The following is a 25366-nucleotide window of genomic DNA, read 5'->3' as shown; positions in this document are numbered from 1 at the left end:
CATATGACCGATGCCACCGTCAGTCGACGGTGAACAGCGGCTCCACGTTGCGCCAGATGCGGCGCGTAGTGGCCGCGTGGTTCATCGAGTACAGGTGGATACCATCCACGCCATGGGCCACCAGATCGGCGATCTGCTGGGAGGCGTAAGCGATGCCGGCCGCGTGCAGGGCCTCGGCGTTACCTTCCCAACGGTCGAGCATGGCGGCGAGATGGTCGGGGATGCGCGAAGCGTTGCGTTCGGCCATGCGGCGCACGGACTTCGCACCCCGCACCGGCATGATGCCGGCCTCGATGGGCACGTCGATGCCGGCCGCACGGGCCTTGTCGAGGAAGCGATAGAAGTCGTCGTTGTCGTAGAACAGTTGGGAAATCAGGTGCGTGACACCCGCGTCCACCTTAATCTTCAGATGCTCGATGTCCTCGTCCAATGAGGCGGACTGGTAGTGACCTTCCGGGTAGCAGGCGCCGAATACCTTGAGCTCAGGCTTGCGTTCGCGGATGTAGGCCACGAGGTCGCTGGCGTGCGGGAAGACGCCGACGGTCTTCTCCCCCTCGATGTAGTCGCCACGCAGGGCGAGCACCGCCTCAACACCGGCCTGCTCGAACATGTCGAGAGCCTCGTCCACCTTCGCCTTGTCGGAGTAGAGGGCGGTCAGGTGGGCCACGGCAGGGATGTGGTATTCCTGACGGATGGTGTTGGCGATGCGGGCGGTGGCGGTGCGGTCCGTATGCGTGCCATGGCCGTAGGTCACCGAGATGAAGTCGGGATCCAGGCCTTCGAGCCCGTCAAGCGTGTCATAGATGGTGCCGACCGGGGCGTTGCGCTTCGGCGGGAACACCTCCAGCGAAAACATCGGCGTATGCATGTTGTCTTTCCTTAGCACAGAATGCGACATAATACGGCTCCCCTCCCTGATGGGAGCTGTCAGCGCAGCTGACTGAGGGGAACATCGCAAGTGATCATTCCGACTCCCCTCAGTCACCTATGGCGACAGCTCCCCTCAAAGAGGGGAGCCAATACCTATCCGGCTACTTCGCGAGCTTGGCGCGCACGGCCTTGGCGGCGGCCACCAGATGCTCCAGGCTCGGCCAGGTCTCGGCGTTGCCACGGGTCTTCAGACCGCAGTCCGGGTTGATCCAGACCTTCTCCACGTCCATCTTCTTGAGGATCTCGTAGATGCGGTCCTCGATCTCCTGCTCGGAGGGGATGCGCGGGGAGTGGATGTCGTAGACGCCCGGGCCGGCCTCGGTCTCGAAGTGGGCGTCGTGGATGGCGTCGAGCACCACCAGATCACCACGGGATGCCTCGAAGGAGATCACGTCGGCATCCATTGCGTCGATGTCGCGGATGATGTCGTTGAACTCGGAGTAGCACATGTGGGTGTGGATCTGGGTGGTGGGCTTCACGGCGGAGTGCACCAGACGGAAGGCGGGCACGGCCCAGTCGAGGTACTTGACGTGCCAGTCGGACTTGCGCAGCGGCAGCTTCTCGCGCAGGGCGGCCTCGTCGATCTGGATCACCTTGATGCCCGCGGCCTCGAGGTCGAGCACCTCGTCGCGGATGGCGAGGGCCAGCTGCTTGGTCTGCTCCTCGTGGGTGATGTCCTCGCGCGGCCAGGACCAGTTGAGGATGGTGACCGGGCCGGTGAGCATGCCCTTCATCACATGGTCGGTGCGGGACTGGGCGTAGGCGGACCACTCGACGGTGATCGGCTTGGCGCGGGAGACGTCGCCCCAGACGATCGGGGGCTTGACGCAACGGGTGCCGTAGGACTGGACCCAGGCGTTCTTGGTGAACAGGAAGCCGTTGAGGTTCTGACCGAAGTACTCGACCATGTCGTTGCGCTCGAACTCGCCGTGGACCAACACGTCCAGGCCGATCTCCTCCTGATGCTTGATGCAGGCGTCGATCTGGGCCTTGATGAACTCGTCGTAGGCTTCCTTGGTGATCTCGCCCTTGCGCAGCTTGGCACGCTCGGCGCGTACCTCCTTGGTCTGAGGGAAGGAGCCGATGGTGGTGGTGGGCAGCAGCGGCAGGCCGAGGGCCTCACGCTGGAGCTTCTGGCGCTCCTCGCGGGCGGGCTGGCGCACGTAGTCGTCGGCGGTCAGGCCGTTGATACGGGCGGCAACGGCCGGGTCGGCGGCCACGCGGGTGCCGTCGAACAGGGCCTGGTTGGCGGCGAGGGCCGTGGAGGCCTTCTTCTCGTCCTCGGTGGCGTCGGCGAGGACGGCCACTTCCTTGAGCTCGCCGAGCTTCTCGACGGCGAAGGCGAAGTGCTTGAGATCGTCGGCCGGGATGCCGGTCTCGCCTTCGGTGCTGAATGGCACATGCAGCAACGAGGATGCGGTGGAGACGGCCACGTTCGGCGTGACCTGCTTCAGGGCGTCCACGAGTCCGAGGGAGGTGGCGTAGTTGTTGCGCCAGATGTTGCGGCCGTTGATCACGCCGGCGAAGATGGTGGTGCCGGAGGCGACGCCGTACTTGGCCACGGCCTCGAGGTTCTCCTCACGGCCTTCGTTGAGGTCCAGGCCGATGCCGTCGAAGCCGAGCAGGTTCACGGTCTCGTACACGTCGGCGATATGGCCGAAGTAGGTGTTGAGCAGCACCTTGACGCCGGCCTTGGCGGCCAGAATCTTGGTGTAGAGGGTCTTGAAGAGCTCCACGTCGCCCGGTTCCTTGTCGAGTACCAGGTAGGGCTCGTCGAGCTGGAGCCACTGGGCGCCGAGCTCGTTGAACTTGGCGAGCACTTCGGCGTAGACGGCGGCCACGGCGTTGACCAGGCCCTTGTCGTATTCCAGTTCGGTGGCCTGATCGGTGCGGGCCAGCTTGAGGAAGGTGTACGGGCCAATGAGCACCGGCTTGGTGAGGATGCCGAGGGCCTTGGCCTCGTTGAACTCGTCGAACGGCTTGGTGGAGTTGAGCTTGATCTCCTCACCGGGCTCGACCTCGGGCACCAGGTAGTGGTAGTTAGTGGTGAACCACTTCTTCATCGGCAGGGCGGTCACGTCGCCCTTGTCGCCCTGGTAGCCACGGGCCATGGCAAAGAGCGTGTCCTCCTGGTTTTCGAAGGCCAGGCGCTCGTAACGCTTGGGGATCACGTTGAGGAGAATGGCGGTGTCCAGCATCTGGTCGTAGTAGCTGAAGTCGTTGCTGGGAATCAGGTCGATGCCGGCGGCCTGCTGCAGCTTCCAGTGCTTGGCGCGCAGTTCGGCGGCGGTGGACTTGACGGCGGCGAGGTCGTTGGCGCCCTTCCAGTAGCCTTCGATGATCTTCTTCAGTTCACGGTTCTGCCCGATGCGCGGGAAGCCGGAGACGGAAGTCAGAGTGGACATGAATCCTCCAATGTATGCGTTCGTAACCCGATTAGGGTATCAAACCATCGGCGGTTCAAACCCATAAGAAAGTGCTGGGTGTCGTTATAGGAAATACTTATACCGGACTTTCCATCCCCCGTTTCGGACCACTATAGGAGGAGACACCTGCGCCGGTCAGCCCAAGGAGGAGCCCGATGCGACCGGCACCGACTCCGATTAATCCTAATAATCCCAAGCGAGGCGAATCAGTCGAAATCCTTGACGTTGATCACCGCGAGCAGGTCGCCGTTGTGCACCTGCCATTCGTCGAACGGCTTGTTGGAACCCATGATCACCACACCGGCCGGCGAAAGGCCGAGGTTGAGCAGGTCGAGTCGTTCGGCGTCGGAATCGGCGGAGGCCAGCCATTGGGAGGCGATGGAGACGGTGGGTTCGTGGCCCACGATCATGAAGACGCGAATCTTGGGCTTGACGTGGGAGAGCTCGTCGAACACGGACTGCACGCCGCCATCGTATAGGTTGATGCGGTAATCCACGATCGGGTCGTCACCGAAGATCTTAAGCATGCGGTCAAGCGTCTGGCGGGTGCGAGTGGCCGCGGAACAGGAGATCTGGTCAGGCTTGAGGCCCAGCTCCTCCAGCCCCTTGCCCACGATCTTCGCCTGCTTCAGGCCCTTGTCCGTGAGCCGGCGTTCCACGTCGCCCTTCTCGCCGAACGGCTCCGCCTTGGCATGGCGCATGATGACGAGGATATGCTCGTACTTCTTGGCCGCTTTGGCGACTTTGCTCAGCTTGATACCCATCAATGGCTCCCTTCGAGGGCCCGACCGCGCGACAACAACGTGTGCACGCATGTGCATGCACGTACGCCGTCGCGCCGCGGCCGCCATACACATCGCACGGCGGCCTCTTATTCGATTATCCGTATTGTCACCATCATAGGCGCGTGCGGACATCCGTAAAAATGTCGGGGGCACATCGGGGGTGCCACATGTTTTATTCGGCTGGCTCGCCGACGATTCCGTCGCCAACCTCGCCGGTTTCGCCGAGCGCGCCCACCTGACGGTCGAGGTCGCGCAACACCTTACGCAGCTTGTGGTCGGAGATGTCGCGTAGCTCCAGCTCCTCCAAACGGGCCTCGCGCTGCTCGTCGGTCAGCTCGTCTACGTCGGTGACGGTGTCCTTGGAATAGCGTTCGCGCTTCTTCAACGCCTCGAATCCGGGGGCCATGGCGCGCGAGACCACGAGGAAGCCGGTATGGCCGATCATCTGGTGGTCCGGGCGCACGGCGAGCCCCTGCGCCTTCCAAGTACGCTCCAGCGTCTCCTGGATCTGCGGCTCGGTCCAGCAGCCGGCCGCGCGCAGGGCCTCGGCCATGCGGCTCATCTGCGTGGTGGTGGTCACGTATGCCACGAGCACGCCGCCGGGGGCGATCACACGATACGCCTGCTCGAGTCGGTTCCACGGGTCGAGCATGTCCAGCATGATTCGGTCATACCAGTGTTCGGGCAGTCCGGCCGCCACGGAATCGAAGTCGCCGGTCTTCAGGTCCCACCAAGCCGGCTGTTCACCGTAATAGAGCGTGGCGTTGGCCTGTGCCACGCGCGCGAATTCGGCGCGCAGCTCGATGGTGGTCAGGTGGCCGGACTCCCCCACGGCGTCCAGCAGGTTCACGCTCATCGCGCCGGAACCCGCACCGGATTCAAGCACGCGCATGCCAGAGCGGATGTCGCCGAGCTGGATCACCTGGGCGATGTCCTTGGGGTACATAATCTGGGCACCTCGCGGCATGGACAGCACGTAGTCGGCCAGACGCGGGCGCATCACCGCGTACTCCCAGCCGCCGATCGCGCGCGAGGACTTCCACGGCTTGTTCTTGTCCTTCTCCGGGTAGACCTGGTTGACCTGCGCCTCGCGCTTGGCGTGCACGGTGACGATCACGGTGCCTTCGGACTGGCCGATCACGCTGTCATGCAGGATGAGCCCGTGCTCGGTCTGCGTGGACCCGCCGGCCACCAGCTGATCAGTGATCTTCTTGCCCTTGCGGTCGGTGAACTGCACCTTCTCCCCCGCGCCCAGCGGCCCGCGCCTGACCATAGTCCCTCCTTGAAGTGTTCGTGATTTCGATTCCAGTATTCTGCCATCAACCGGCATCATGCACATGTACGCAAACGGTACAAGTGTACGGCATGTGGGTGCCGCTTCAGCTCTTCGGCTGGATGCGCTGGTAGATGACGGAGAACTCCTTCACTCTGCGCAGCCGCTGCTGCCGTGTAAGCGGGTTCAGCCAATCACTGTCATATGGCTGGAAGATGTCGAGTCCTCTGCCCAACGTAATAATCCATCCGGTATCGGTGACAATGGAACGATCATGACCAGTATCACTGAACTCATAGGTGAACGTGATGCCCAACTGGTCGAATACGGATTGCACCCTATTCAGATCCTCAATCTGGTTATCGATATGCTGCTCATCCGTATAGCCGGTCACCAGATGCACCTGAGCCTCCTCACCTCGATCCGTGTAATTGAGCACGGTCTCCAGGAATTCTGTCAGGTTACGAATCTGGTAAGGCTTACGAATGTACGGGTCCTTTAGCGTAATATGGTGCGCTCCGGCAACGAATGCACAGAACAGTTTGTTATAGGTGACACCCAACTGATCTTCCGAGAATTCGAGACGCCCCTCCCTGGCCGCTGCGGCAGCCCGTTCTATACGGGATAGCTTCGGTTGAAGCACAGTCATGGATTGCACAGCGGACGCGACGGATTCAGGCCGGGATATCGTCTGAGACTGGACAGGTATCGGCGTTATCGAACCGTCGATTTCAGAAACCGTCGTATCGGACGTCTTCTCCAAGGCAGCCGAGATCACCGACGATTGTTCCGGCTTCAGTGCGTTCCCATCATCGGCATAATCTTCAAGCCTGCCGCGCCAATACAGTTCCGGATAGTCGTTTTCCTCCAATGTGTGCACGACGATGGGTTCCGCAACGCCAGCGCGCGTGTAACTGAAATCGACCTCCGCCATGGTGGAATCGATACGGCAGAGCTGGTCCTTGACACGTTTGCGTCCTTCGACGGCACAACGCAGCAGCGGCTCCATCTCATCCATCGTCGCCTCGCCTGATGGATAGATGAGCTTCATCAGACCGGAGAAGGTCTTGCGCACGCCATCCTTGTCACGGGTGGACAATGACGGCGAAAGCGTGAAGTACCGTTCGAACGCGGATCCGTAATCCACATTGCGCAGATTGTGCAGAATCTCGGCCAGATAATCGACCACGAAACCATAACCGGAGGTGAACATCTCGCTGCGTATCTGCTCGAACTCCCAACCGGGCAGATAGTAATGGATGCGGTCAAGGAAGGCCGGATCGTGATATTGGGCAGGCAATTCCTCAAACAGGTCCGTATTTTTGAGCATGTACGGCACATTGTGAGACGTGTTGCCCACGAACACCATCGACGCTTCCGCCTGCATGGTGTTACGTCCGCGCGAGAACGACTTGTTCGCCATGTAGTTCTTCATGATGTCCACGAGCGCGCGGTCGGCCTTTTTGGTTTTGCCGGCGAACTCGTCGAACGCCACCGTGTCCCAGAAACCGACCAGACCGATCTGCCCGGTTGTGTTGTTGACAAACAGTTTCGCCGCAGTCACCTCGCCACCGGAAATGAGCATGCCGTGCGGCGAGAACTCAGAGTAGATGTGCGACTTGCCGGTGCCTTTCGGACCGAGTTCAATCAGGTTGTAGTTGCGCTCCACGAACGGGATCATGCGCACCAGATGCAACATTTTGGCGCGCGACGAGAACTGCGCAGGATTAAATCCGACCGACTGCATAAGTAGGTCGATCCACTCCTCGGCCGTGAACCGCGAGCGCATCGCGAGATAGTTCTCTCGGTCGTCATGCGACATTTGCACGGGCATCAGCCGATGCAGGCGCCATGGCACTTCTTTGGGATCTCCCGAATAGGCATACACCAGCGTGCACATGCACCAGATGCCGGTGACCATCAACTTGGGATTATTCCTGACGGTCTGCGAATCGACGATGACCCTGCTGATACCGAGGTTTTCGAATGAAGCCTCGTACTGATCAAGTTTTTCGTTGAGCGCGACCTGTACTTTGTCGATGACTTGGTAGCGGCCTTTTTCGCGGATCTTCGACTGGATGAGATTGGCCTCCTCACGATGCACGTAGTTGTCCGCGAGGATGGCCCGAACACGTTCCACGCCGGCTTGTACGCTACTCGCGTCAGTGGTGGTCGCGTATTTGCCGAGCAGATATTCCAGCACATACGAGGGAACGAGTGCGTTACCCTTGACTTTGCTGACAAGATCCTTGCGTACCGTGTAGCCGGAGAATTCGGCGGTCACTTTGCGGTCCAGTTCGCTCATTGGCGGAACGCTGCCTTGGTCGGACGACAAGTTGCTTGCCACATGCTCTTCATTGATCATGGTTTCTACCCTACCTGTCTGTTTTGCTTCGCATTAGAAGTCAAAGCCGTCGTCGATCACCAGCCCGCGCTGGAGCCGATATTCCGCCTTGGTATCGAGTCTGCGCGTCTGGCTAGAGCCGGGAATCCGCTCGCTCAGCTGCAGTTCAATGACGGTGTTGTTGAACCGGTCTGCGTCCGTAGTCAACAGGAACGTGGCCGGAACGTGGCGTTCGGCCGAGTCTTTGGACGTGGACGAAAAGGCGAGCGGCACTTCGTTGGAGATCAGCGTGGCTTGCCCGTCGGGTTCCACACCCCACAGCCCGGCGAGCACGGTGCGTTCGGATATCTTGCCGCCCACCGGTTCGGTTTGCAGGAAGTCGACAGTAATCTGTCCGGTAGTGATACGGTCGGTATTCTGCAGGATGCGGAATTCCACCCGGCGTGCGTCGCCGGAGGCCGAACGGCCTTTGTTGATGTGTATGACCGGCACCACGATTTCCGGCAGTGCAGCGCCGCCATGTACGTATCGTGCGCCGTCACCTTGGAGGCGTAGCCGATGGATGCCGTTGGGAATCTGTATGGTCACGTGCTCGCTGTTCGGATCGCCCAATCCGACCTGTGAAGCGGAGAACGTGACGAACGCGGGTTTGTTCGCAAGGTTGGAGCCGATGACGAACCGTCGCTTTTTCTGCCAGATCACGTCGCCTGAGGGGTTTTCGCTCAGCCATTCGGCATCGGTCACATCATGGTCCTGGTAGAGGAAACCGTGGTCGGCGGTGACAATCATGTTGGTCACGTTCGCGTTGGCCAGTCGCTTGACGATGCTGTCCAGATCATCAAGCGCACGATCGCAGGCGCCGAATACGTCCGACGCGCTTGCGGCCTTGTCTCCGGTCGCGTCGATGACGTTGTGGTAGACGTAAAGCACGTTGCAGGATTTGACCAGTTCTCGGTATTCGTCCCGTTTCATGTTCATCAGCGTTTCCGCGTCCACTGCGATGCCGTTCACTGAGGAAAGGATCGAGGTTCGCGCGTTCGTGCCTTTGGTTGATTGGTCGTCCGCAAGCACAAAATAGTGGTCTGCCGGATCCAGTGCGAGTGTCGCGTGCGGCAGCAGCGCGGCCATGCCCAATTGCGTGTAGGAGGGCAGCACGCCCAGTTGCGCGTCCATTGTGGCGTTCCAGCGGCTTTGCGAGGTCAAGCGTTCGCGGAATTCCGCGGCGACATCGTATCGCAGCGCGTCGGAGATGATGACGGCGATCTTCTTGCCGGCGTCGATCGTTTTCTTCACATTGTGCACGTAGAAGTCGGTTTGCGAGGGGACATCGTCGATCGACCAGTCGGTCATCGTGTTGACCTGCGTCTGCCATGCAATGCCAAGATCGGCCTGATAGCGCGCGTATTCCTGTTCAAGGCTTTCCGCGACCATTCTGCCGCTGAACGGTCGGCTGCTCGCCTTCCATGCGGCGATGAACCGACGGTAACAGCCGTCGACACGGTACAGGTCGTCGGCGTAGATCCTGAACCCGGCTTGTGTCGATGTGATGGATGCCATGACGGGCCGTGCCGCACGCAGTTGAGCCCGCAATGCGCTGGCGGCGGCGATGACGGCATAATCCTTGGTGAAATCGTCATGCCACAGGCCATATTGGCGGGATGCGACGATGCGTTGCACGTCGTCGTCGGCGATGTTCTCGTTGCCGAGGTCCGCGTACAGCAGTTCCACGAGCTGCTCGTCGACTTCACGGAAGACGCCATGCGACACCAACTCGTCCAGTCCCATACGAGCGATGTCATGGTCGAGCGACAGGTCGGAGAACACGTCCTCAGCCAAGGTCCGCATCACCGGCGCGAACCGCGGATCGTTGCGCCACATGTCGAAGTCACGGCGGATGTTCGCATAGTAGTCGGCGCCATGTTCGGCGTCACTGAACCCGTTCCATGCCAGGCGGAACAGCCATAGCACGAAATCCTTCACCGTGGGATGCGCCAGTTCATCTGCAGAATCGAACCGATAAATGCCGCGCGTGCCGGTCCAGTGATAGTCGAGCAGTCCCATCGCCTTGATGCGTTCGATGCCGTCCGTGTCACCTCGCGCGTAATGTTCAAGCAACTGGCGCCAAATCGATTGCAGACTGTGCTCCCCCGCCGGCAAGCCTAGGAGCACGGCGATCATCTTCGCCTGGAAATCACGTTCGTCATCATTGGCACGCAAACGGCTTGCCAACGATTCGACCAGTTCGTCGTCCTCGAAGAACGGTTTGGTGCGTTGCATGATAGTGAGCCACGTATCGCGAGTGGCGGCGGACGCTTCGCGCGGGAACAGTTCGTTGACGATCATCGACAGCTTGTCGGCGGTGAACAGAGGACCGTATGCCAGTTCGAGATCCAACAGCCAATTGTCTTCGTCTTTGGGCAGTTTGCCGGTCAGATACACGAGGAACTTCTCGGTCGGCTGTTCGATGAGCATGCGATGTTTCAACGCGAACGGATTTCGTTCTAGACGCACGATCTGGACATCGCGCAACGTCTCGTCGGCTGCATCCGGCCCGGCGATACCGTCCAGCTGGTCCGCGAACTCGCCATGTTCGTCATGCCAGAACACAATGCGCCCGGCGCTATACGGCGTCCCGTCGAATACCGCGAACCGGGACGCCAACAATCGTCCGATCTGCACGCCGCCGTTCATACGAAATCCTTTCTTTCCGTGTCGTTGATCTGCAGCCAATCCATGACAGATACGATATGGATGCCGTCTGAAGTAATGCCGCCACGCGCATGATCGTACGTGAGGATGAACTTGGGGAAAGAATCCCCCACCGCACGCAGCGGGGCTATTTCTCGCTCAAAGACCTTCTCGTCAATCAGACTTTGCGTGACCTGATAATAGGCGCGACGCTGATGATTGACAGCGACAAAATCAATTTCGGATGTACCTGAAGTCTCCATCGGCACCGCACCGATCGATACCTGATTACCCCGACGCAGCAACTCATTGGCGACGACATTTTCCAACTGAAATCCGAGATCCTCGACGGAAAAATTAGTGGTCAGATTACGTAACCCGGTATCCACCGGATAGAACTTACGCAACGGGTTCAGCAGTTCCTTACCCTTGAGCCCACTCTGGCAAAGACCGTTGAGAATGTAAGCGCGTTCAAGCGCATCGATGTAATTTTCGATGGTGTCCTGCGAGACACGATAGCCACCACTTTTCAGCGCACCGACGACCTTGCGAGTTGAGAAGAGATTCCCGGATGTGGAAAACAGGTAGGTGACGAGTCGCTCCAGCAATGGCAGGTCACGAATGCCAAGGCGCTTGGCCACATCATTGAGAATGACCGTGTCGAATACCGCTGAAAGTTCGCGGGCGATATCGTCTTCGTCCTGCTCCTTCAGTGAGAATAGCCCCGGCATGCCTCCGAAACGCAGATACGCGGAGAATGCCTCGTCCACGCTTCCATACGCGGCACCGGACTCCTTGCGAAACTCCAAATACTCTTGGAACGATAGCGGGAATACGTCGATTGGAATATATCGTCCTGCAAGCAACGTGGCCAGATCGGAGGAAAGGAAATGGGCATTGGACCCGGTAACCGTCACGTCCACACCGTCTTTGGTATGGAGTCCACGGACTACGTGTTCCCAGCCAGAAACTTCCTGAATCTCGTCAAGGAACACATAGAACATGGTCTGCGGATCGCGCGCATCCATCGCATCGGAAAGTTCCCTGGTGAGATCATCTGCCGTCTGCATAGCGGGCATGCCGAATTCATCGAATCGTTTGTAAAAGATATTCTTTGCCGGAACGCCATCAGCCATAAGGCGACGCATGAACATCGTCAGGATTGCGGATTTTCCGCAACGACGCACACCACGCAACACTTTGATTTGGTCAATGTCCCGGTATCGTTCAAGCAGCATCTGATATCGCGGACGAGCATATAACGTTCTGACCACTTTGGCATCACCGTCTTTCATGTGCAACGCTTGCGGAACAACATCCTCATGTTTCGATCATACTCGACACATAAGGATGAATCCACCGATAGTTTCCAGTATAGTCGAAACCATATTGTCTTTTCTCCAAATGCGTCAAGCATAGTCGACACATTTTAATGCCGATTCTCGCTCACAGCGTCCGCATCGGCAACCAGTACATAACGAGTGAAGCGCGCAGCACCGATGCGTTGCAGCAGTCCTAAAGTCACCAGCTCGGACAATACTTCTCTTGCTCGCCGCGATTGCACACCCAGTAGGTCACTAACGTCCCCTGTGCTTGCTTGACGCATGTAGGAGAAGGCCGTCGCCAATGTCGCGCATGGAGATGTCCGGAATGATGAGCGGTTCGCAGCTGTCGGCGATGGCGTCCATGATGGTGAACACCTGATCGTCCGGCACGCCAACCACGTTCAGCGTCTGGCCCTCGATGCCGAAAATGATGCGCCCACCTCGCCATTGGCAAACGCCACCGCCGTCTTCACATACTTGACGCTCCGATCCGGCAACGTCACCTTATACTCAACGTTCTTGGATTCACCAGACAAATAGTCCATTAACCGGCCCACCTTTCTATATGCAAGTGATTAAGCAAGCATGTTCCGAATATTTTTCCCTATTCCATCTTGATAAAGTCTTTGCCGCATAATAGCTATATTTACGCCAATCTGAGCACCTAGCCACATTCTTAATATAACCAAACTTTGCATCGTTGCCTGATACATAGTTTGAAAATCAACATTGCCTGCATCAACATGTTTACTACTTATATAAGTATTTTTCATACTATTTGCCCATGCATCACTACTTTTAAATGGGAAATCAACACCAAGTTTCTCTGCAACTGCATCCAACATATCTTTATATGTTTTTGGCTGTTCTTTATCAGAACGCTTTTTTATTCGATTCTCCTGATGTTCGGATTGAACTATATACCAACCAACACATTCAAGGGCAGTGCCAGTAAGCATAGACAAGGTTTCCAATGCCAGATGCTTATGATCTCGAGCAAGGTAGGATATCAGTGCCGTACCTTTCCTACAATTCTCACGTAGGGTAATCCACTTATTAATTCCCGCGACACCCATATCTTGATATGAAAAAAGAAAAGTATCTTGAAAATTAGCAGCATTATTTCTTTGCACAAGAGGATAGTAAGAAACTACAGAGGACCATTTATCTTGCATCACCTTACCCTCTACAATCAGTTTCGGGTCGTCTGATCGCATCGCTGTCATATCAGTGAATTCTCGTGAATTCCAATCCGATATCGATATAAGGTCCTTGATGGCACGATGAATAGACAGATGCTCTTCCCAACTCGCTACATGTTCCATCTTCGTCTCAATCAGCACCGACTCATGTGAAATAATCGAATCGGTTCTACTTGATTCCGATACTTCAAAAACTGGACGAATAACTAAACCTACCCGTTCATCAACACTAAGAGGCGGGATTTTAGTAGAGCAAACATTGACATTGTCACATCTCCCCACCTCATCTTGCTTCATGATTAATGACGTTGAAGGTAAATCGAACCAACGAATTAAATCCAAGCATTGTGTTCTAAGACCATTGATCTCTGCATAATGGCTATGCCGTCCGCCGCAAACCATGTATGTGGGGACGACCGTTCCAGTGCCAGGACCTAATCCCATGGACATAGTCATGCCCGATCCGCGGCATCCCACAAGCGTAAAGCTGCGCGCATTACAAACAAACAATAGTTCATGCGGTATGGAATCCGGAACTTGCGAACCGACAACTAGGCCTCCCTCATCGCCCAGCCAAGAGGACACGAACCAATTCCCAGGTATGGTTCGAATATCCTTAAACGGAATCATAAGTTCAATTCGTTCTCCTGTATCGCGAAGAACCGCAGGTATTTCCCGTTCAGGACTATTGTCCAGAACAATGTATCCAGTTAAAGGTTCATTCAATTGCGGCAATTCGTCAGACATTTCAGTCCTCTAATGGGTGAGTGGGCCAGGTCCAGGATTGGACGGTTTGGCGTTTGGCTTCGATGGGTTTGATGGTGCGGAGGGCGGGGCCTAGGCGGAGGTAGTTGACGAGGACGCCGTCATCGAGGTCGATGGGGAGGTTGCGGGTGGCTAGTGGGTAGAGCACATCGCGCTCGTAGTCGGTGCACTCCTTGATGGATACGCGCAACTTCTCACCCTTGCGCACTTCGGCGGGCTTGCCGGAGGTGAGCAGGGCCTCGGATTGTGCGTTGAGCTTGGCGGTGAACTCGCGCAGGTACTTCAGGACCGTGTTCGTGGTAACGGGCGTGTACCGGTGCAAGTAGACGAGCGCCTTGAACGCGCCCTTCTTGTCGGTGCGGCTGGAGTACATCCAGTAGATCGGACGGTTCTTGTACATGCTGACATGATCGTCGTAGAAATCCGTGGCAAAGTACTTGCGCAGCGGCTTGCCGAGCACCTGCTCGATGTAAGCGATGTTCTCGTTCAGATGCTGTTCGCCACACGCCACGCTCAGGAAGTCGCGGAAGCGGGTGACGATGTCGTCCTCGAACCATTCGTCGTCGGTGATGGGGATGACGTTGTCCGCATCCGGCTCGAACGAGGGGTTCGGGACTTGCGCGTGGTAGTCGTCGATGGTTTCGCCTTGGGACGCGAGAATCAGCCCCGGCTTGTCGAGCGAGTAGCGGCCGAACATGCAGCCTACCGCGTAGGAGATAATCTCCTTGACGATGTCTTTGGTCATGAGTTCGTCACGTTCGACGGGCGTGTTCTTCGGGTATGCGAACGCCGGATTGCGCTTCAGCGAGACACGCTCGATCGGCACATCGCACGGCACTTCGTCACGCACGTTATAGGCGTCCGCAACCAGCTCGTTGTTCTTGATCTCGCACTGACGCTGTTTCTCGGCGATGGTTTTACAGCGGGCAATATAAGCAGGAACGCCGCTGGATAGCACAGCATTATCTAAGCCGCTCGGAATATCCAGCTCAGAGAACCCCCACGAGGTTTCGCAGGAATCCCAATCAATTTTAGAAGTTGAAACCAAGGACTCGACATTACCATCATTCAGATTTTCAAGCCCATCTATGATGGACAACGAGGCAATCTGACCGACTTCGAAGTGCAAAGTAGGGGCGATTGCTGCAAGCATGGCCATAGCCACAGAAGAATTGCTAAATGCAATCAAACCATTCAAGGTTTCTGGCATTGCAAAAATGGAAGGAGCCGTATCGGAGAATAGGAATCCTCGTGGAACTAATCTAAAAGCCACCTGTCCGGAACCGATTCTCGACCAAGACACAGACGATTTGAAATAATAATCAGTGTTTTGCGCCCTAGAACGCGGCCTTCTGCCATCTTCCATGCCGAAATTTCTAATTTCAGCACCGTCACTTTCCCAGTTGACTACGAACTCTTGGTTCCCGTACCACTTACGGAACTCGCCTCCGTTGAGATGACAGAACCAACGTTTGCCATTCGCTACCGCTTCCTCATGTGATTTGCAATCAAACGAACTGCGCGAATGAGCAACCTCCCACCATTCACGGATGAAGCGATTGTTGTCAGCCGTAGCCAAACCTTGACGCGGTTTCGCGACTTCTTCCAATGGTTTACCCATCGTGAATGTCTTTCGCATGGCATCGGACAGCCAATACACAATCGGCGAGCCGGGAATCTGGGCGAAATCCTGCTGGTTGACGGTGAACATGAGATCGTTATGCTCGCCCCGCACAGCACCGGCACACATGTTGGACTGATTGTCATCTCCATTCACGTCAGCCAAACGCAAGTACATGCCTTTGCCATTGCCCTGGCCCTTATGGATCGTGAATGCTGCGGTGGAAACAACCTCACCACCGATGCTGTCGAACGCGCCAGCCCCGAGATGCGCCATCGTTTCTATGGAGTTCTTTGCAAGCAAGTTCTTTCGAAGTTCCTCGAACGAGGAGAGGAACATCCAGCTTTGCATAGTAATCATGCCAAGCAAGGCGTTTGGTTGTATGAGTCGCAGGTTACGTAGGATAAACGCAGCAAACAGATCTGCCTTGCCGTCCTTGTAGTGCTCCGTCACATACCGCTTCAGCTCATTGCCCATGTTGTTGGAGCCCATATAGGGCGGGTTGGCGACTACTGCGGCGTATTGGCGGGCGAGGTAGCGGGTTTGGCTGAGGACGACTTTGGAGCGTTCCTGTAAATCAGTACTCAAGAGTAGCGAACCTTGGTCTCTCCCCCAGTCAGCTTCGCTGACAGCCCCCTCGTCAGAGGGGGCCGAGGACACCGCTAATGCTGTAAGGTCTGCTGGAGGTTGGATGAGGGAGCCGTAGGTGTCGGCATGTTGGTAGGTGTTCCAGGTATCGGCGTCGAAGGTGACGCCATACATCTCGTTCAGCTCTTCGACTTCGGTTTCGGTGAAGTATTCGGGCGTGATGCGCTGGATGTTGGGCTGGACCTGCTTGCGGAAGAAACGGCGATAACGGCCGCGGGCCTTCATGGTCAGGGCGAAGGCGGCGAGGTTGGCGGCGCGTTCGTCGATCTCCATGCCGAAGAGGTTGTGCTGCAAAATCAGAGCAGGGATTTCGTTGGCGGAGTATCCGGCTTCGTCGTAGATGTCGTAGAGGAGGTCGAAGGCGTAGGTGAGCATGTGGCCGGAGCCGCAGGCGGGGTCACAGACGGTCAATTCCTCCGGGGTGGTGATTTTCAGACTCTTTTCTTCTCTCCCCCAGTCACCTTCGGTGACAGCCCCCTCGTCAGAGGGGGCCATTGGGATGTAGTACTCCCAAGACTTCCAAAGTTGGGATTCGGGATGGGATTGGGTCCAGAGGCGGCCGACGGTGTTTTGGACCAGATACCGCACGATCCAGTCGGGGGTGAACAGCTGGGTAGCAGCGGGGATTTCGGTAGCGCCGGCCTTCTTGCTCTTCTTGAAGCCGGCCATGACCTCATCCTTGCGTTCGGCAATGTAGAACTGGTACAGCCAGCCGATGATCTCGACATTGCCCTGCCCTTCGTCGCCCACGCAATCGGCCACGGTCATCACTTCCGCGACTTTGCGCAACACCGAATCTGAGGCGAGCAGGTCGGCCGGCATCAAGATCTCGTCGGCCGCGCCTGCATCATCGAACATGAACGGCAGGGACCTATGCCAGTAATCGCAGTATGTGCGCAGCAGCAATCCATACGCCTCACCCTGCGGATCGTTGCTGGTCTTGCTGCCGTCCAACAATGCAGTGATCGTGGGCACCAGCTTGGTCTTGGCGCCAACGTTTAATCCAAACACGTCCTCGTCGAATTCGCCACGCTTGGCCGCCGACAATATGGCCGGCAAGGCGTTCGGATTGTCCGCATCCTCGCCGGACACCACATGCGGGCTGGTGAAGTCGTTCGCATCCATGTACCGCAGGGCGATAATCCGGTTGAACCAACGGTAGGCGTGACGTTCCGCGGTCCGGGCACGCCCCTGCTCGCCACCGCCATTGTTACGAATCTCATCCTGTAGTTTCTCAAACGCGCGCGGATTGTCCACGCTCGCCGCCGAATCCGGTTCCATCGCCGCATCCAACTTGGCCCGCACCGCCTTCATCAGCTCCACGCGCGCCCCAGCCGCAAACGCCTGCAACTTACCCGTGTTCATACCTTCATCCTTATCGTTTTTCGATTCCGGTCTGCTATGACCCGAAATATACGTTCATTGCACGTCCTCGGTTTTTGCGTGGATTTAAAAACGTATTTTAAATCCACGCAAAAACTGGCTCAAAGTAAAATGCGTTTGCCTTCGCGGATGGCAGCCATGAGTTTGCGACGGTATTCGTCGAGGAACTCGTCCACGTCGTTTTCCGTGCGCAGCATCGGTTTGGGGCGCGGAGGCGCGACGCGGATGGTGCGCTCGACCGGCTTCGACTCGGCCTGTACCACCTCGACATGCTTGGGACCGGGCTCGGCTGGCGTAACGACATCGGGCAGCGTCTCCCCCGCAGACGGATTCTGCGAGTCCTGAGACTCCGCCGGCTTTCCGGGTTCATCGTGAACGTCAGACAGCACCTGCGGTTCCGGCTGTTCCTTGGCTGCATCCAACTGGTTGACCAACGCTAGGTACAGACTGCCGCGTACGGTGTCCGCGGTCTGCCGGATGTCGGCGATGTACTTCGCAGACTTGATCTTCACGGCCGCATCATCCAGCAAGCGCAGAGCCTGCCGTTGAGCGTCCTCTCGGGCGGCACGGTATGAGTCGATGCCGGTGAGGGATTCACGCACGGTGGTGACGGTCGCCAGCGCCCGTTTGCGTTCCGCGCCCACCAATTCGCCAAGATGCTGCTGGAGTTCCGCCAATCTGGTTTTGAACAGGTTGACCTTGTTGCCTTGGAACAATTTCGGATCGGCTGCCGTGGCGCGCACTTCGTCACGCTCCCGTTGCAGATCGGAGGAAGCGAGCGTGAAGTTGGAATCGTTGGTCCTGATCCAGTCGAGGCCACCGGTCAGCACGTCGCGCTGAGCGCCTTTGAGCACCTTGCGGACTAGGTCGATCACGTCTTCCTTGTCGTCAAGCAGCTGGTCGGTATTGTCATCCTCACCGGCGGAGGGGAAGACGTCCAGTATCCATTCCTCGGGCTTGGCGGCCACGGTCCTCAATCGTTCCAGCGGTTCGTCAAGCGCCGCGACGAACTCGAACTGTCCATTGGCAGCCTTCATCTGTTCGATCGCACGTATCTGTTCGCGCAACCCGTCCCTGATGACGCGCGCCATGTCTTCGGCATCGCCGGGCAGCTTGTCTGCAGTCAGACCAAGGTAATCGTTGGTGAAGTTGCGCAGTTCCCGGAGTTTGGCGGCATCATAGCGCTTCGGAATCTCCACGCGCATGCTTTCGATCTTTTTCTGATTGGTCAGATACTTGACCACATCGGTGCGCGGAATCCGATTGCTGTCAATCGTCAGGCGAATCCGTTCGGTACCGTACAGGTAGCACAGGCATGCGAGTGTATCCGCCAGCGGCCAGCCATACGGCTCGTTCTCGTAATGCGCGATGACGTCCCTGACGGTCGGCACGAGATTGCGATGAATCTGACCGGCCGCATAATCGTACACGTCCTGTGCGGGCAGATCCAGACGAGTCTGCACGGAATCGGTGCCGTCCAGCGACGGTGCGGAGTCCGAAGCGTCGGCGAGCACGGCGGGAAGGTCACGTTCGGTGTACGCAAGACCTTCCACCAGTCGGAAGTTGGTGTACAAGCGTCCGATCAGCGTATGCATAGCCTCCGTGATGACGCCGGTCGCGCTTTCGCGCGCCTTCGTGTCCAACGTGGCGCCGTTGTAGGCGATGACGGCCGAGCACAATGCTTTGGACACCGTGGCTTTCAGTTCCCGCTTCATGATGTCGAGATCGCCGCGCTTGGCGTCAAGGATGTGCTTGCAGGAACCCTGCTCGTTGGCGTGCAGACGGAGATACTTCTCGGTACGTTCGACCATGGTCAGGTCGTTCATGAAATTGGAGCCGTCGCCGTCAAGAATCACGCGCAGTTCCCCGCGTTCGCCGGACGATCGCATGATCTTGGCGTCCAGAGGTATGTCGTCCATCGGGGTGACGATGTGCAGCGTAATCGGATAGGTCCGTCCCTGCGCCACGTTGTCGATGGTCAGACCGTACCGGAACTTCACTTTCTGCCGCCCCTGCCCATATTCGACGGTCAACGGCTGTCCGAGAATGTCCTCGCTGACGATTCTGCCCAAGCGGTCGCGAATCTGCCGGTCCTCGATGTCGACATTCTTGATCTCGCTTTCGACGGCCTGTTCGTCGTTGGTCAGATACTCGTATTCGTCGCCGGTGCGATGCACGTAGTTCTGCCGTTCCAGCATGTTCAGCGTATCCTGGATACGCCGTTCCAGCTCGGGCAGATCCTCGCCGAACCGGCCGAGAACAAGGATGCGCAGGTTGCGCACATTGGCCTTGAAATCCTTGACCTGCTTAACCAGCAACAGCGCCTTAAGCAGCGGCAGGGCCAGCTTCTGCATATCCGGGGCGAGTTCGCGTTCCGCTTCGATGATGCGGTGGTTCACCGAACTCTGGATGGTGCCGGAAATGCCGTCGTACAGGGCGCTGAACGGAATCAGGCCGCCGACTGCATCGGTCTTGTGCTCAACCAAAGCACTGCTGATCGTGGACAGGAGCGAACGTTCGCCGACCGAACGATGCTGGCCTTCGAAGAATCCGGCGGCGCTCATGCCGCGCATCGCATCCTGGAACAGCAGGAACTGGTAGTTGACGAACGGGTAGGTGGCGATGAAGTCCTCTTGAGTGCCGAATTTGAGGTTTTTGAACTGGCGTGCGCCACCTTCGCCCTGGAAGGTGAACAGGGCGTCGAGCTCGTCGCGGTAGGCTTGCCACAGTTCCTCCGTAGCCGTTTCGCCCTGCTCGTTTTTGGCCAATAGTCGTTTCTGAATGACTTCGATGGCGTCGGCGCTGGAGAGTTTCAGGTTGACGGCGAACCGGCCCTTGATCTTCGTGAAGTCAAGTCCCTGGCTGACCGAGCGGTCGCCGATCACGGCATCGATGTCCTCCTGCGAGGTGACAATCACCCACACGCGGCCGTTGGTGCGCGCGAACAGTTCCTCCGTCACGGTTTGCAGATTGAGCATGAGATCCGTACTGGAACCGATGAACTGGCCGACTTCATCCACTAGGAAAATCAGGCGGCGACCGTCATCCTGCCGCTGTAGCCAGTCATTCACGTCGTCGGCGAAATCGGCGATGGTCGGATTGTACTGTTTCTGGTAATCCTTGAGAATGTCCCTGATCTCATCGCCGGTGGCTGCGGCGAACGCCTTGTCGATCTTCGGACCGGAGAACGCGGCCTGTGCGCGACCTTTGGACCACGGTTTGCCGGCGATCGATTCGAATTGGCGCATGAATTCGTCCAGGCACCCGTTGGCATCGAGGTCACGTTCCATCTTCGCCACATACTTGTTGGCACCGTAATAGCCGCGGGCCTCGTCGAACACGCGGATGAACGCATCCATGAGCACGGTCTTGCTGCCCTTCTGCGCCTTACTGTCGATGTTGAACAGCAGCGAGGTGGCGGGGATACGCAGGTTGGCGTCCAGCAGTCCCTCAAGCTCGTGGTTCTCGGCGTCGCGGGCTTTGGCCTTCATGATGTCGATGACCTGTATGCGGCTGGGCGGCTCGGTGCCGGCCGTGAGGAAAGGCTTGGGGATATCGCCTAGAATATGGGAGAGGATCTTCAACAGATGGGATTTACCCGAGCCGAAGAAACCGGAGATCCATACGCCGTTCGTGTAGTCGGCGGATGGGTCGTTGTACGTGTCAAGGAACCGTTCGAGATTGGTCTGGATCTCGTTGGTCAGCACGTATTCGTTCACCTCGTCGATGAGGTTGCTGTCGTCGCTGGCCTTGATGACGCCGTCGATCTTGTCTTCGATGTTCCTGGCGAAGATGTTCCTGAACTGCAATGCGCTGTCTCGCGATTCGTTCATGTCGCTCATGCGTCGGCTCCTTCCATGATCGCGGTGTTGAGGCTGAATGCACGGTAGTAGTTGTCCGCGTCGAGCCGGTCGAACAGACGCATCACCGATACGGTCGACGCGGTCTTCTCGTAGGTTCCCGGGAAGAATACCACTACGGGCGTGTGTTCGTCTATGACCTCCTGCACGCAGTTGAGCAGCGCATGCGTGCGGATGTACGGGTATACCTGGCCGACTCCGGTCAGGAACACGAGATCGGCCTCATTGTCTGCCTTTGCACGCTTATACAGTGCCTTGAGCGTCTCCTTCAAATCGTCGCCGTCAGGACCGAGCATGCCGGCGAGCGCCTGGTAGAAATCGTCTTCCTGCAGCGCCGGCCACGAGTCATTTTCAGATTCGTCGGCATCGCCATGCATTTCGGGTTCCTGTTCGATGGCAGTATCGAAGACGTCGTTGTCCTTCATGATCTGGATGACCAGCCTGTACAGGTCGATGACCAATACCGACGGCGCGGAGTCATCGGCATCCACGGGATCCATGCCTTGCAGTCGGCTCACCAGCATCGGAATACGCCGTTCGACCTCCAATTCCTTGTCCGGAGGATAGGCGTAGATATAGTTCGCCGGCTCGCCACCGGTGTCTTCACCGTTACGGAAACGTTTGGATTGCATGTAGTGGAACAGCCCGTCGAAATCCCGCTCAATACCGAGGGATTGACGTTGCGCGGTGTCGTCAATTGCCATTGCTGCCCTGTCTCCTCTCACTGGCATTGTTTCACTGCCTCTCAGTGTTCCCTCATCGGAAAGAACAGGAATGATTCCGGCCTGCTCTCAAGGATACCGGTCACGGTTTTGCTGAGCAGTGAAGGCCGGAGCGTGTCACTTCCCCGCTCTATCAATCCGCCCTCGGTCATTGCCTTGAATACATTCGAACGAAGTTTGTTCGCCGTCGCTGTGCTGATTTTCTCCAGTTCCGGATGCCACATTGCCTTGGCGAGAATGAAACGATCGTAATCCTCACGGGTTACGGTCGGCATACCCATCAGATAGTGGTCACGCAGCACCTCGCTGGCAAATTCCCCCACTAGGGCGTAATAGCGGCACATCGCCACCCACATGAACGCCTGCTGGTCACTGGCCGGAGTATCACCGGAAGCCAAATAACGGAGTTCCGTCTCGGTAAGCGTGCTCAGACGTTTGGCTACTTCGCTGACCGTACGGGTGCTTGCCGCCTGAGTACGAATAGAAAGAACATTCTCATCAATGGCCTGCCGGCGGATTCGTGTAATACGTTCCCCCAGTTCGCTTCCATGATCGTCTGCGTCTTCCTGAACGTCATTGGCAATGAACAGCGCAGCAATGATGTGTCCCTGCGGGGCGAGAAGTCCCCCGACCGTGAACGATAGACGATAACGCTGTTCGTCCTGCATGGTCTCGGTACCGTACGAACCTGGCATTGCCGCTCCTCGTGTCGTTTTTTGACAAGAATATTTCAGAATACACTTTGGAGGGGATATGACATCGCATTTTTCGTGGGACATATGCGAAGACCGTGGAACTTGCTGTTGCTTTTGAGGCTACACTCGCTGGTTAAGAGGTGATTTACTATGCGTCTTCGGGTGACTAGTCAGATCGATGCGGGCGGCAGCGACCCGCTGTTCGTGATGTTCCATGGGTATGGCAATGACGAGAGCGAGATGGTGCGCATCATCGATGCGGTGTATGCGGACCGTATAACGAATGGTGCGAGCCATGCAGCGCACGGCACGACCGGCACGGGCGGCGCGCGCGTCGAAACCGATTCGGCTAATACCGCAGTACTGGCCGAATCGCCCGCCGAATCAACAATCGAACCAAGCTACCTCTCGTTCCGCGGCACGTACGACCGCCCGTACATGGGCGGGACCTACTGGTATCCAGACGGGTGCAGCACTGAGGAACGCCGTCGCGAATGTACGGCGGTCGGCGAGGCCGTGACGCAGCTGCTGGACTCCCCGACATTCGCGCATCGCAAGAAGGCACTGGTCGGTTTCTCCCAGGGAGGGTATCTGTCGTATCGGATGGTCAAGGCGTATCCCGACCTGTTCGACGCGGCGATACTGCTGAGCCCGTCTTTCAAGGGCGAGGAAGCGGCCCGGCTGAATTCACCGACCCGCTTCTTCCTGGCTTACGGCTCCAACGACCACACGATTCCGTTGCTCGACCAGTGCACCGCCCGTCAGGTGCTCGACGACGCTGGCCATCTTGAATACCACGGCTACCCCGGCATGGGCCATGCCATCTGCGACGAGGAGATCAGCGACATCCGCGCTTTCGTGCGGTCGCTTTAGCCGTCGTCACGCGCGAGGCGCGTCCCACTCCGGCTTCCAGGAGTACTGCATGTCGTAGGCGGAGGCCCAGAACATGTATTCGTTCTGCACACCGGTGACGAAGATGTCCGTGAGTTCGGCCTTGCGTTCCTCGCTCAGGCCCTCAACCAGCTGCTCGATGTGCGCGATGAGCCATGCGGACGAGCTCCAGAACTCCTCCGTCTTGTACATGTCGACCCAGCTCTTGTACGGGTTCGACTCGAGCGTATCGGCGAATTCGCGGGCGAGGCGCTGGCCGTAGTCGGCGTACACCCAGGCGCACGGTAGTACGCCCACCAGAACGTCTACGAGCGGGTTGCCGTAGGCGATCGAGAGGATGTTGGAGGTGTAGGCGCGGGCGAACGCGGACTGTCGGACGTTGTTCATCTCCTCGGCGCTGATGCCATAGCTGGCCATGTACTTGCGGTGCATGGCGGACTCCACGTTGAAGATGCCGTTCTGCACGTCGGCCATGAATCGCATGATCTCCGGATCCTGGGTCTTGGTGAGCGCGAGCGCGTGGACCTTGGCGTAGTCGTTGAGGTAGCGGTAGTCCTGTAGCAAGTAGAACGCGAACTTCTCGCGAGCGAGCGTGCCGTTGCCGAGCTCACGCAGGAACGGCTGGTTGTAGCCCTCCTCCCACACTTGGTCGGCGGCCTCGCGCAGGTGCTGCGCGAACGGCGGGATGTGGTCGAGTGTGATCGGTCCGAATGCGGATGTGTCGAAAGTCATGGGTGATTGCTCCCTTCGATGGTGTTGGCCAACAGGTTCCAAGGGTCAGGCCAAGCCTTTCTCAACCCGCCGGACAGCCGACTGGATCGGCCGGTAAACGCGCGGCATGACGATGCGCACGTGTTCGGTTCCGGTGAAGGTTCCCCTGCAACGTCGCCCATTATACGTTGCACACGACTGCGGGTCGAGAATCGGTCGGGAATATGGCATTCGTGATCGTTCAAACATCGGACGAATCGGGCCAAACCAGAACACCGATCGCCGGTCACCAGCCGCGACGCTCCAGTATCCGTCGGACACGGGAGGCGACATCAGGGTTACGCAGGGAGGTCAGTCCCGGGAAAATGCGCACCAGTCGGCGCTGCTGCCAGCTGAGCGAACGGGTGAGCATTTCGTCGGCCATGTCGATGCGCGTGTCGATAGCCTCGATCTGTTCGAGTTTGAGCATCTTGATCTGTTCGGCAACGCGCGCGAGGCGGGAGTCGAAGCTGTGCAGGCCAGCCTGGGTGATCACCCAATCCACCACCGTGGCCACGAACAGCACGGACGCCGCGATTGCAACCGCAAGTTCCGGCCATGATTCCACGATGGCCGTCATCCACGGCTGGACCACCAACACCACAGCAGTGGCGCCGGCGCCGAATGCCAGGAATCCGTTGAGGTACACGCGGCCGTTGATGTTGAATGGCTTGCCCGTGTAATCCCAGAACCGCACATGGTACAGCTTCTCGATGGCCCATGATGATGCATACTCCAACGTGCAGGCGATCACGCCGCTGGAAAGGAACAACGCAACCGGATCACGCACGTCGTGCAGCAGTCCCAGCACCAGAAGGGCGCCGAAACCGTAAATCGGGCAGATGGGGCCATTGAGCATGCCGCGGTCCTCGAACCGTTTGCGTAGCACCACGCTGAGCATGGTCTCCCACGCCCAGCCCACGAATGAGTACGCCGTCCAGTACAGGAACCATCGCGACGCAACCAGTAATAATGCCGGCAACGTTTCCATGTGCATCCTTCCCGTGGAATTCGCGATATTGACAGCTTAAAACCAAAGGCTCCGTTAAACCAAGATT

Annotated in this window: 16 protein-coding genes; 1 reads left to right on the top strand and 15 read right to left on the bottom strand. The window is 57.8% G+C overall.

Translation table 11 applies throughout. From position 1 onward, the window contains the following. Positions 1–19: 19 nt before the first annotated feature. The 13 genes from metF to DF196_RS03590 form a co-directional block, all read right to left on the bottom strand. Positions 20–868, bottom strand: a complete 849-nt coding sequence (gene metF / locus DF196_RS03640; RefSeq protein ID WP_109056528.1) for a methylenetetrahydrofolate reductase [NAD(P)H] — start codon at positions 866–868, stop codon at positions 20–22. 163 nt (positions 869–1031) lie between these two features. Further along, the gene (metE, locus tag DF196_RS03635) at positions 1032–3335 is read right to left on the bottom strand and encodes a 5-methyltetrahydropteroyltriglutamate--homocysteine S-methyltransferase (protein ID WP_109056527.1); all 2304 of its coding nucleotides are present in this window, start codon (positions 3333–3335) and stop codon (positions 1032–1034) included. A gap of 227 nt (positions 3336–3562) precedes the next feature. Next, positions 3563–4120: a SixA phosphatase family protein gene (locus DF196_RS03630; protein WP_109056526.1), complete on the bottom strand. Its 558-nt coding sequence runs from the start codon at positions 4118–4120 to the stop codon at positions 3563–3565. Between the two features lie 193 nt (positions 4121–4313). Beyond that, complete coding sequence (locus tag DF196_RS03625; RefSeq protein ID WP_109056525.1) at positions 4314–5414, bottom strand: tRNA (adenine-N1)-methyltransferase; 1101 nt, start codon at positions 5412–5414, stop codon at positions 4314–4316. Positions 5415–5520: 106 nt separating this feature from the next. Next, positions 5521–7779, bottom strand: coding sequence for a BREX system Lon protease-like protein BrxL (gene brxL / locus DF196_RS03620; protein ID WP_206603772.1), 2259 nt, complete (start codon positions 7777–7779; stop codon positions 5521–5523). Between the two features lie 33 nt (positions 7780–7812). Then, the gene (gene pglZ, locus DF196_RS03615) at positions 7813–10449 is read right to left on the bottom strand and encodes a BREX-1 system phosphatase PglZ type A (protein WP_109056523.1); all 2637 of its coding nucleotides are present in this window, start codon (positions 10447–10449) and stop codon (positions 7813–7815) included. After that, the gene (locus DF196_RS03610; protein ID WP_193852558.1) at positions 10446–11741 is read right to left on the bottom strand and encodes an ATP-binding protein; all 1296 of its coding nucleotides are present in this window, start codon (positions 11739–11741) and stop codon (positions 10446–10448) included. The genes pglZ and DF196_RS03610 overlap by 4 nt, the downstream gene beginning before the upstream one ends. 282 nt (positions 11742–12023) lie before the next feature. Beyond that, entirely contained in the window at positions 12024–12161 is a 138-nt protein-coding gene (locus DF196_RS13420; protein WP_158276257.1) for a hypothetical protein, read from the bottom strand. Positions 12162–12346: 185 nt separating this feature from the next. Then, the gene (locus DF196_RS13255; RefSeq protein WP_146194696.1) at positions 12347–13720 is read right to left on the bottom strand and encodes an ApeA N-terminal domain 1-containing protein; all 1374 of its coding nucleotides are present in this window, start codon (positions 13718–13720) and stop codon (positions 12347–12349) included. Between the two features lies 1 nt (position 13721). Continuing rightward, entirely contained in the window at positions 13722–17372 is a 3651-nt protein-coding gene (gene pglX / locus DF196_RS03605; protein ID WP_109056522.1) for a BREX-1 system adenine-specific DNA-methyltransferase PglX, read from the bottom strand. 119 nt (positions 17373–17491) lie between these two features. Next, positions 17492–21232 (bottom strand): BREX system P-loop protein BrxC, encoded by a 3741-nt coding sequence (gene brxC / locus DF196_RS03600; protein ID WP_109056521.1) that lies wholly within the window; start codon positions 21230–21232, stop codon positions 17492–17494. Then, a complete protein-coding gene (locus DF196_RS03595) occupies positions 21229–21954 on the bottom strand; it encodes a DUF1788 domain-containing protein (protein ID WP_158276256.1) in 726 nt (241 codons plus the stop codon). The genes brxC and DF196_RS03595 overlap by 4 nt, the downstream gene beginning before the upstream one ends. Before the next feature lie 41 nt (positions 21955–21995). Beyond that, positions 21996–22667 (bottom strand): DUF1819 family protein, encoded by a 672-nt coding sequence (locus DF196_RS03590; protein WP_109056519.1) that lies wholly within the window; start codon positions 22665–22667, stop codon positions 21996–21998. A 150-nt stretch (positions 22668–22817) separates the two neighbouring features. Here DF196_RS03590 and DF196_RS03585 point away from each other — a divergent pair, with 150 nt between their 5' ends. Then, positions 22818–23540 (top strand): alpha/beta hydrolase, encoded by a 723-nt coding sequence (locus tag DF196_RS03585; RefSeq protein ID WP_109056518.1) that lies wholly within the window; start codon positions 22818–22820, stop codon positions 23538–23540. Between the two features lie 6 nt (positions 23541–23546). Here the strand turns inward: DF196_RS03585 and tenA are convergent, their stop codons facing one another. Together tenA and DF196_RS03575 are read right to left on the bottom strand one after the other, a co-directional pair. Beyond that, complete coding sequence (tenA, locus tag DF196_RS03580) at positions 23547–24290, bottom strand: thiaminase II (RefSeq protein ID WP_109056517.1); 744 nt, start codon at positions 24288–24290, stop codon at positions 23547–23549. Between the two features lie 265 nt (positions 24291–24555). Further along, positions 24556–25299, bottom strand: coding sequence for a putative ABC transporter permease (locus DF196_RS03575; protein WP_109056516.1), 744 nt, complete (start codon positions 25297–25299; stop codon positions 24556–24558). Positions 25300–25366: the final 67 nt, after the last annotated feature.

The sequence above is a fragment of the Bifidobacterium callitrichidarum genome (assembly GCF_003129905.1).
GTDB classification, from domain to species: Bacteria; Actinomycetota; Actinomycetes; order Actinomycetales; family Bifidobacteriaceae; genus Bifidobacterium; species Bifidobacterium callitrichidarum.
This window is presented reverse-complemented; position numbering and strand designations above follow the sequence as displayed.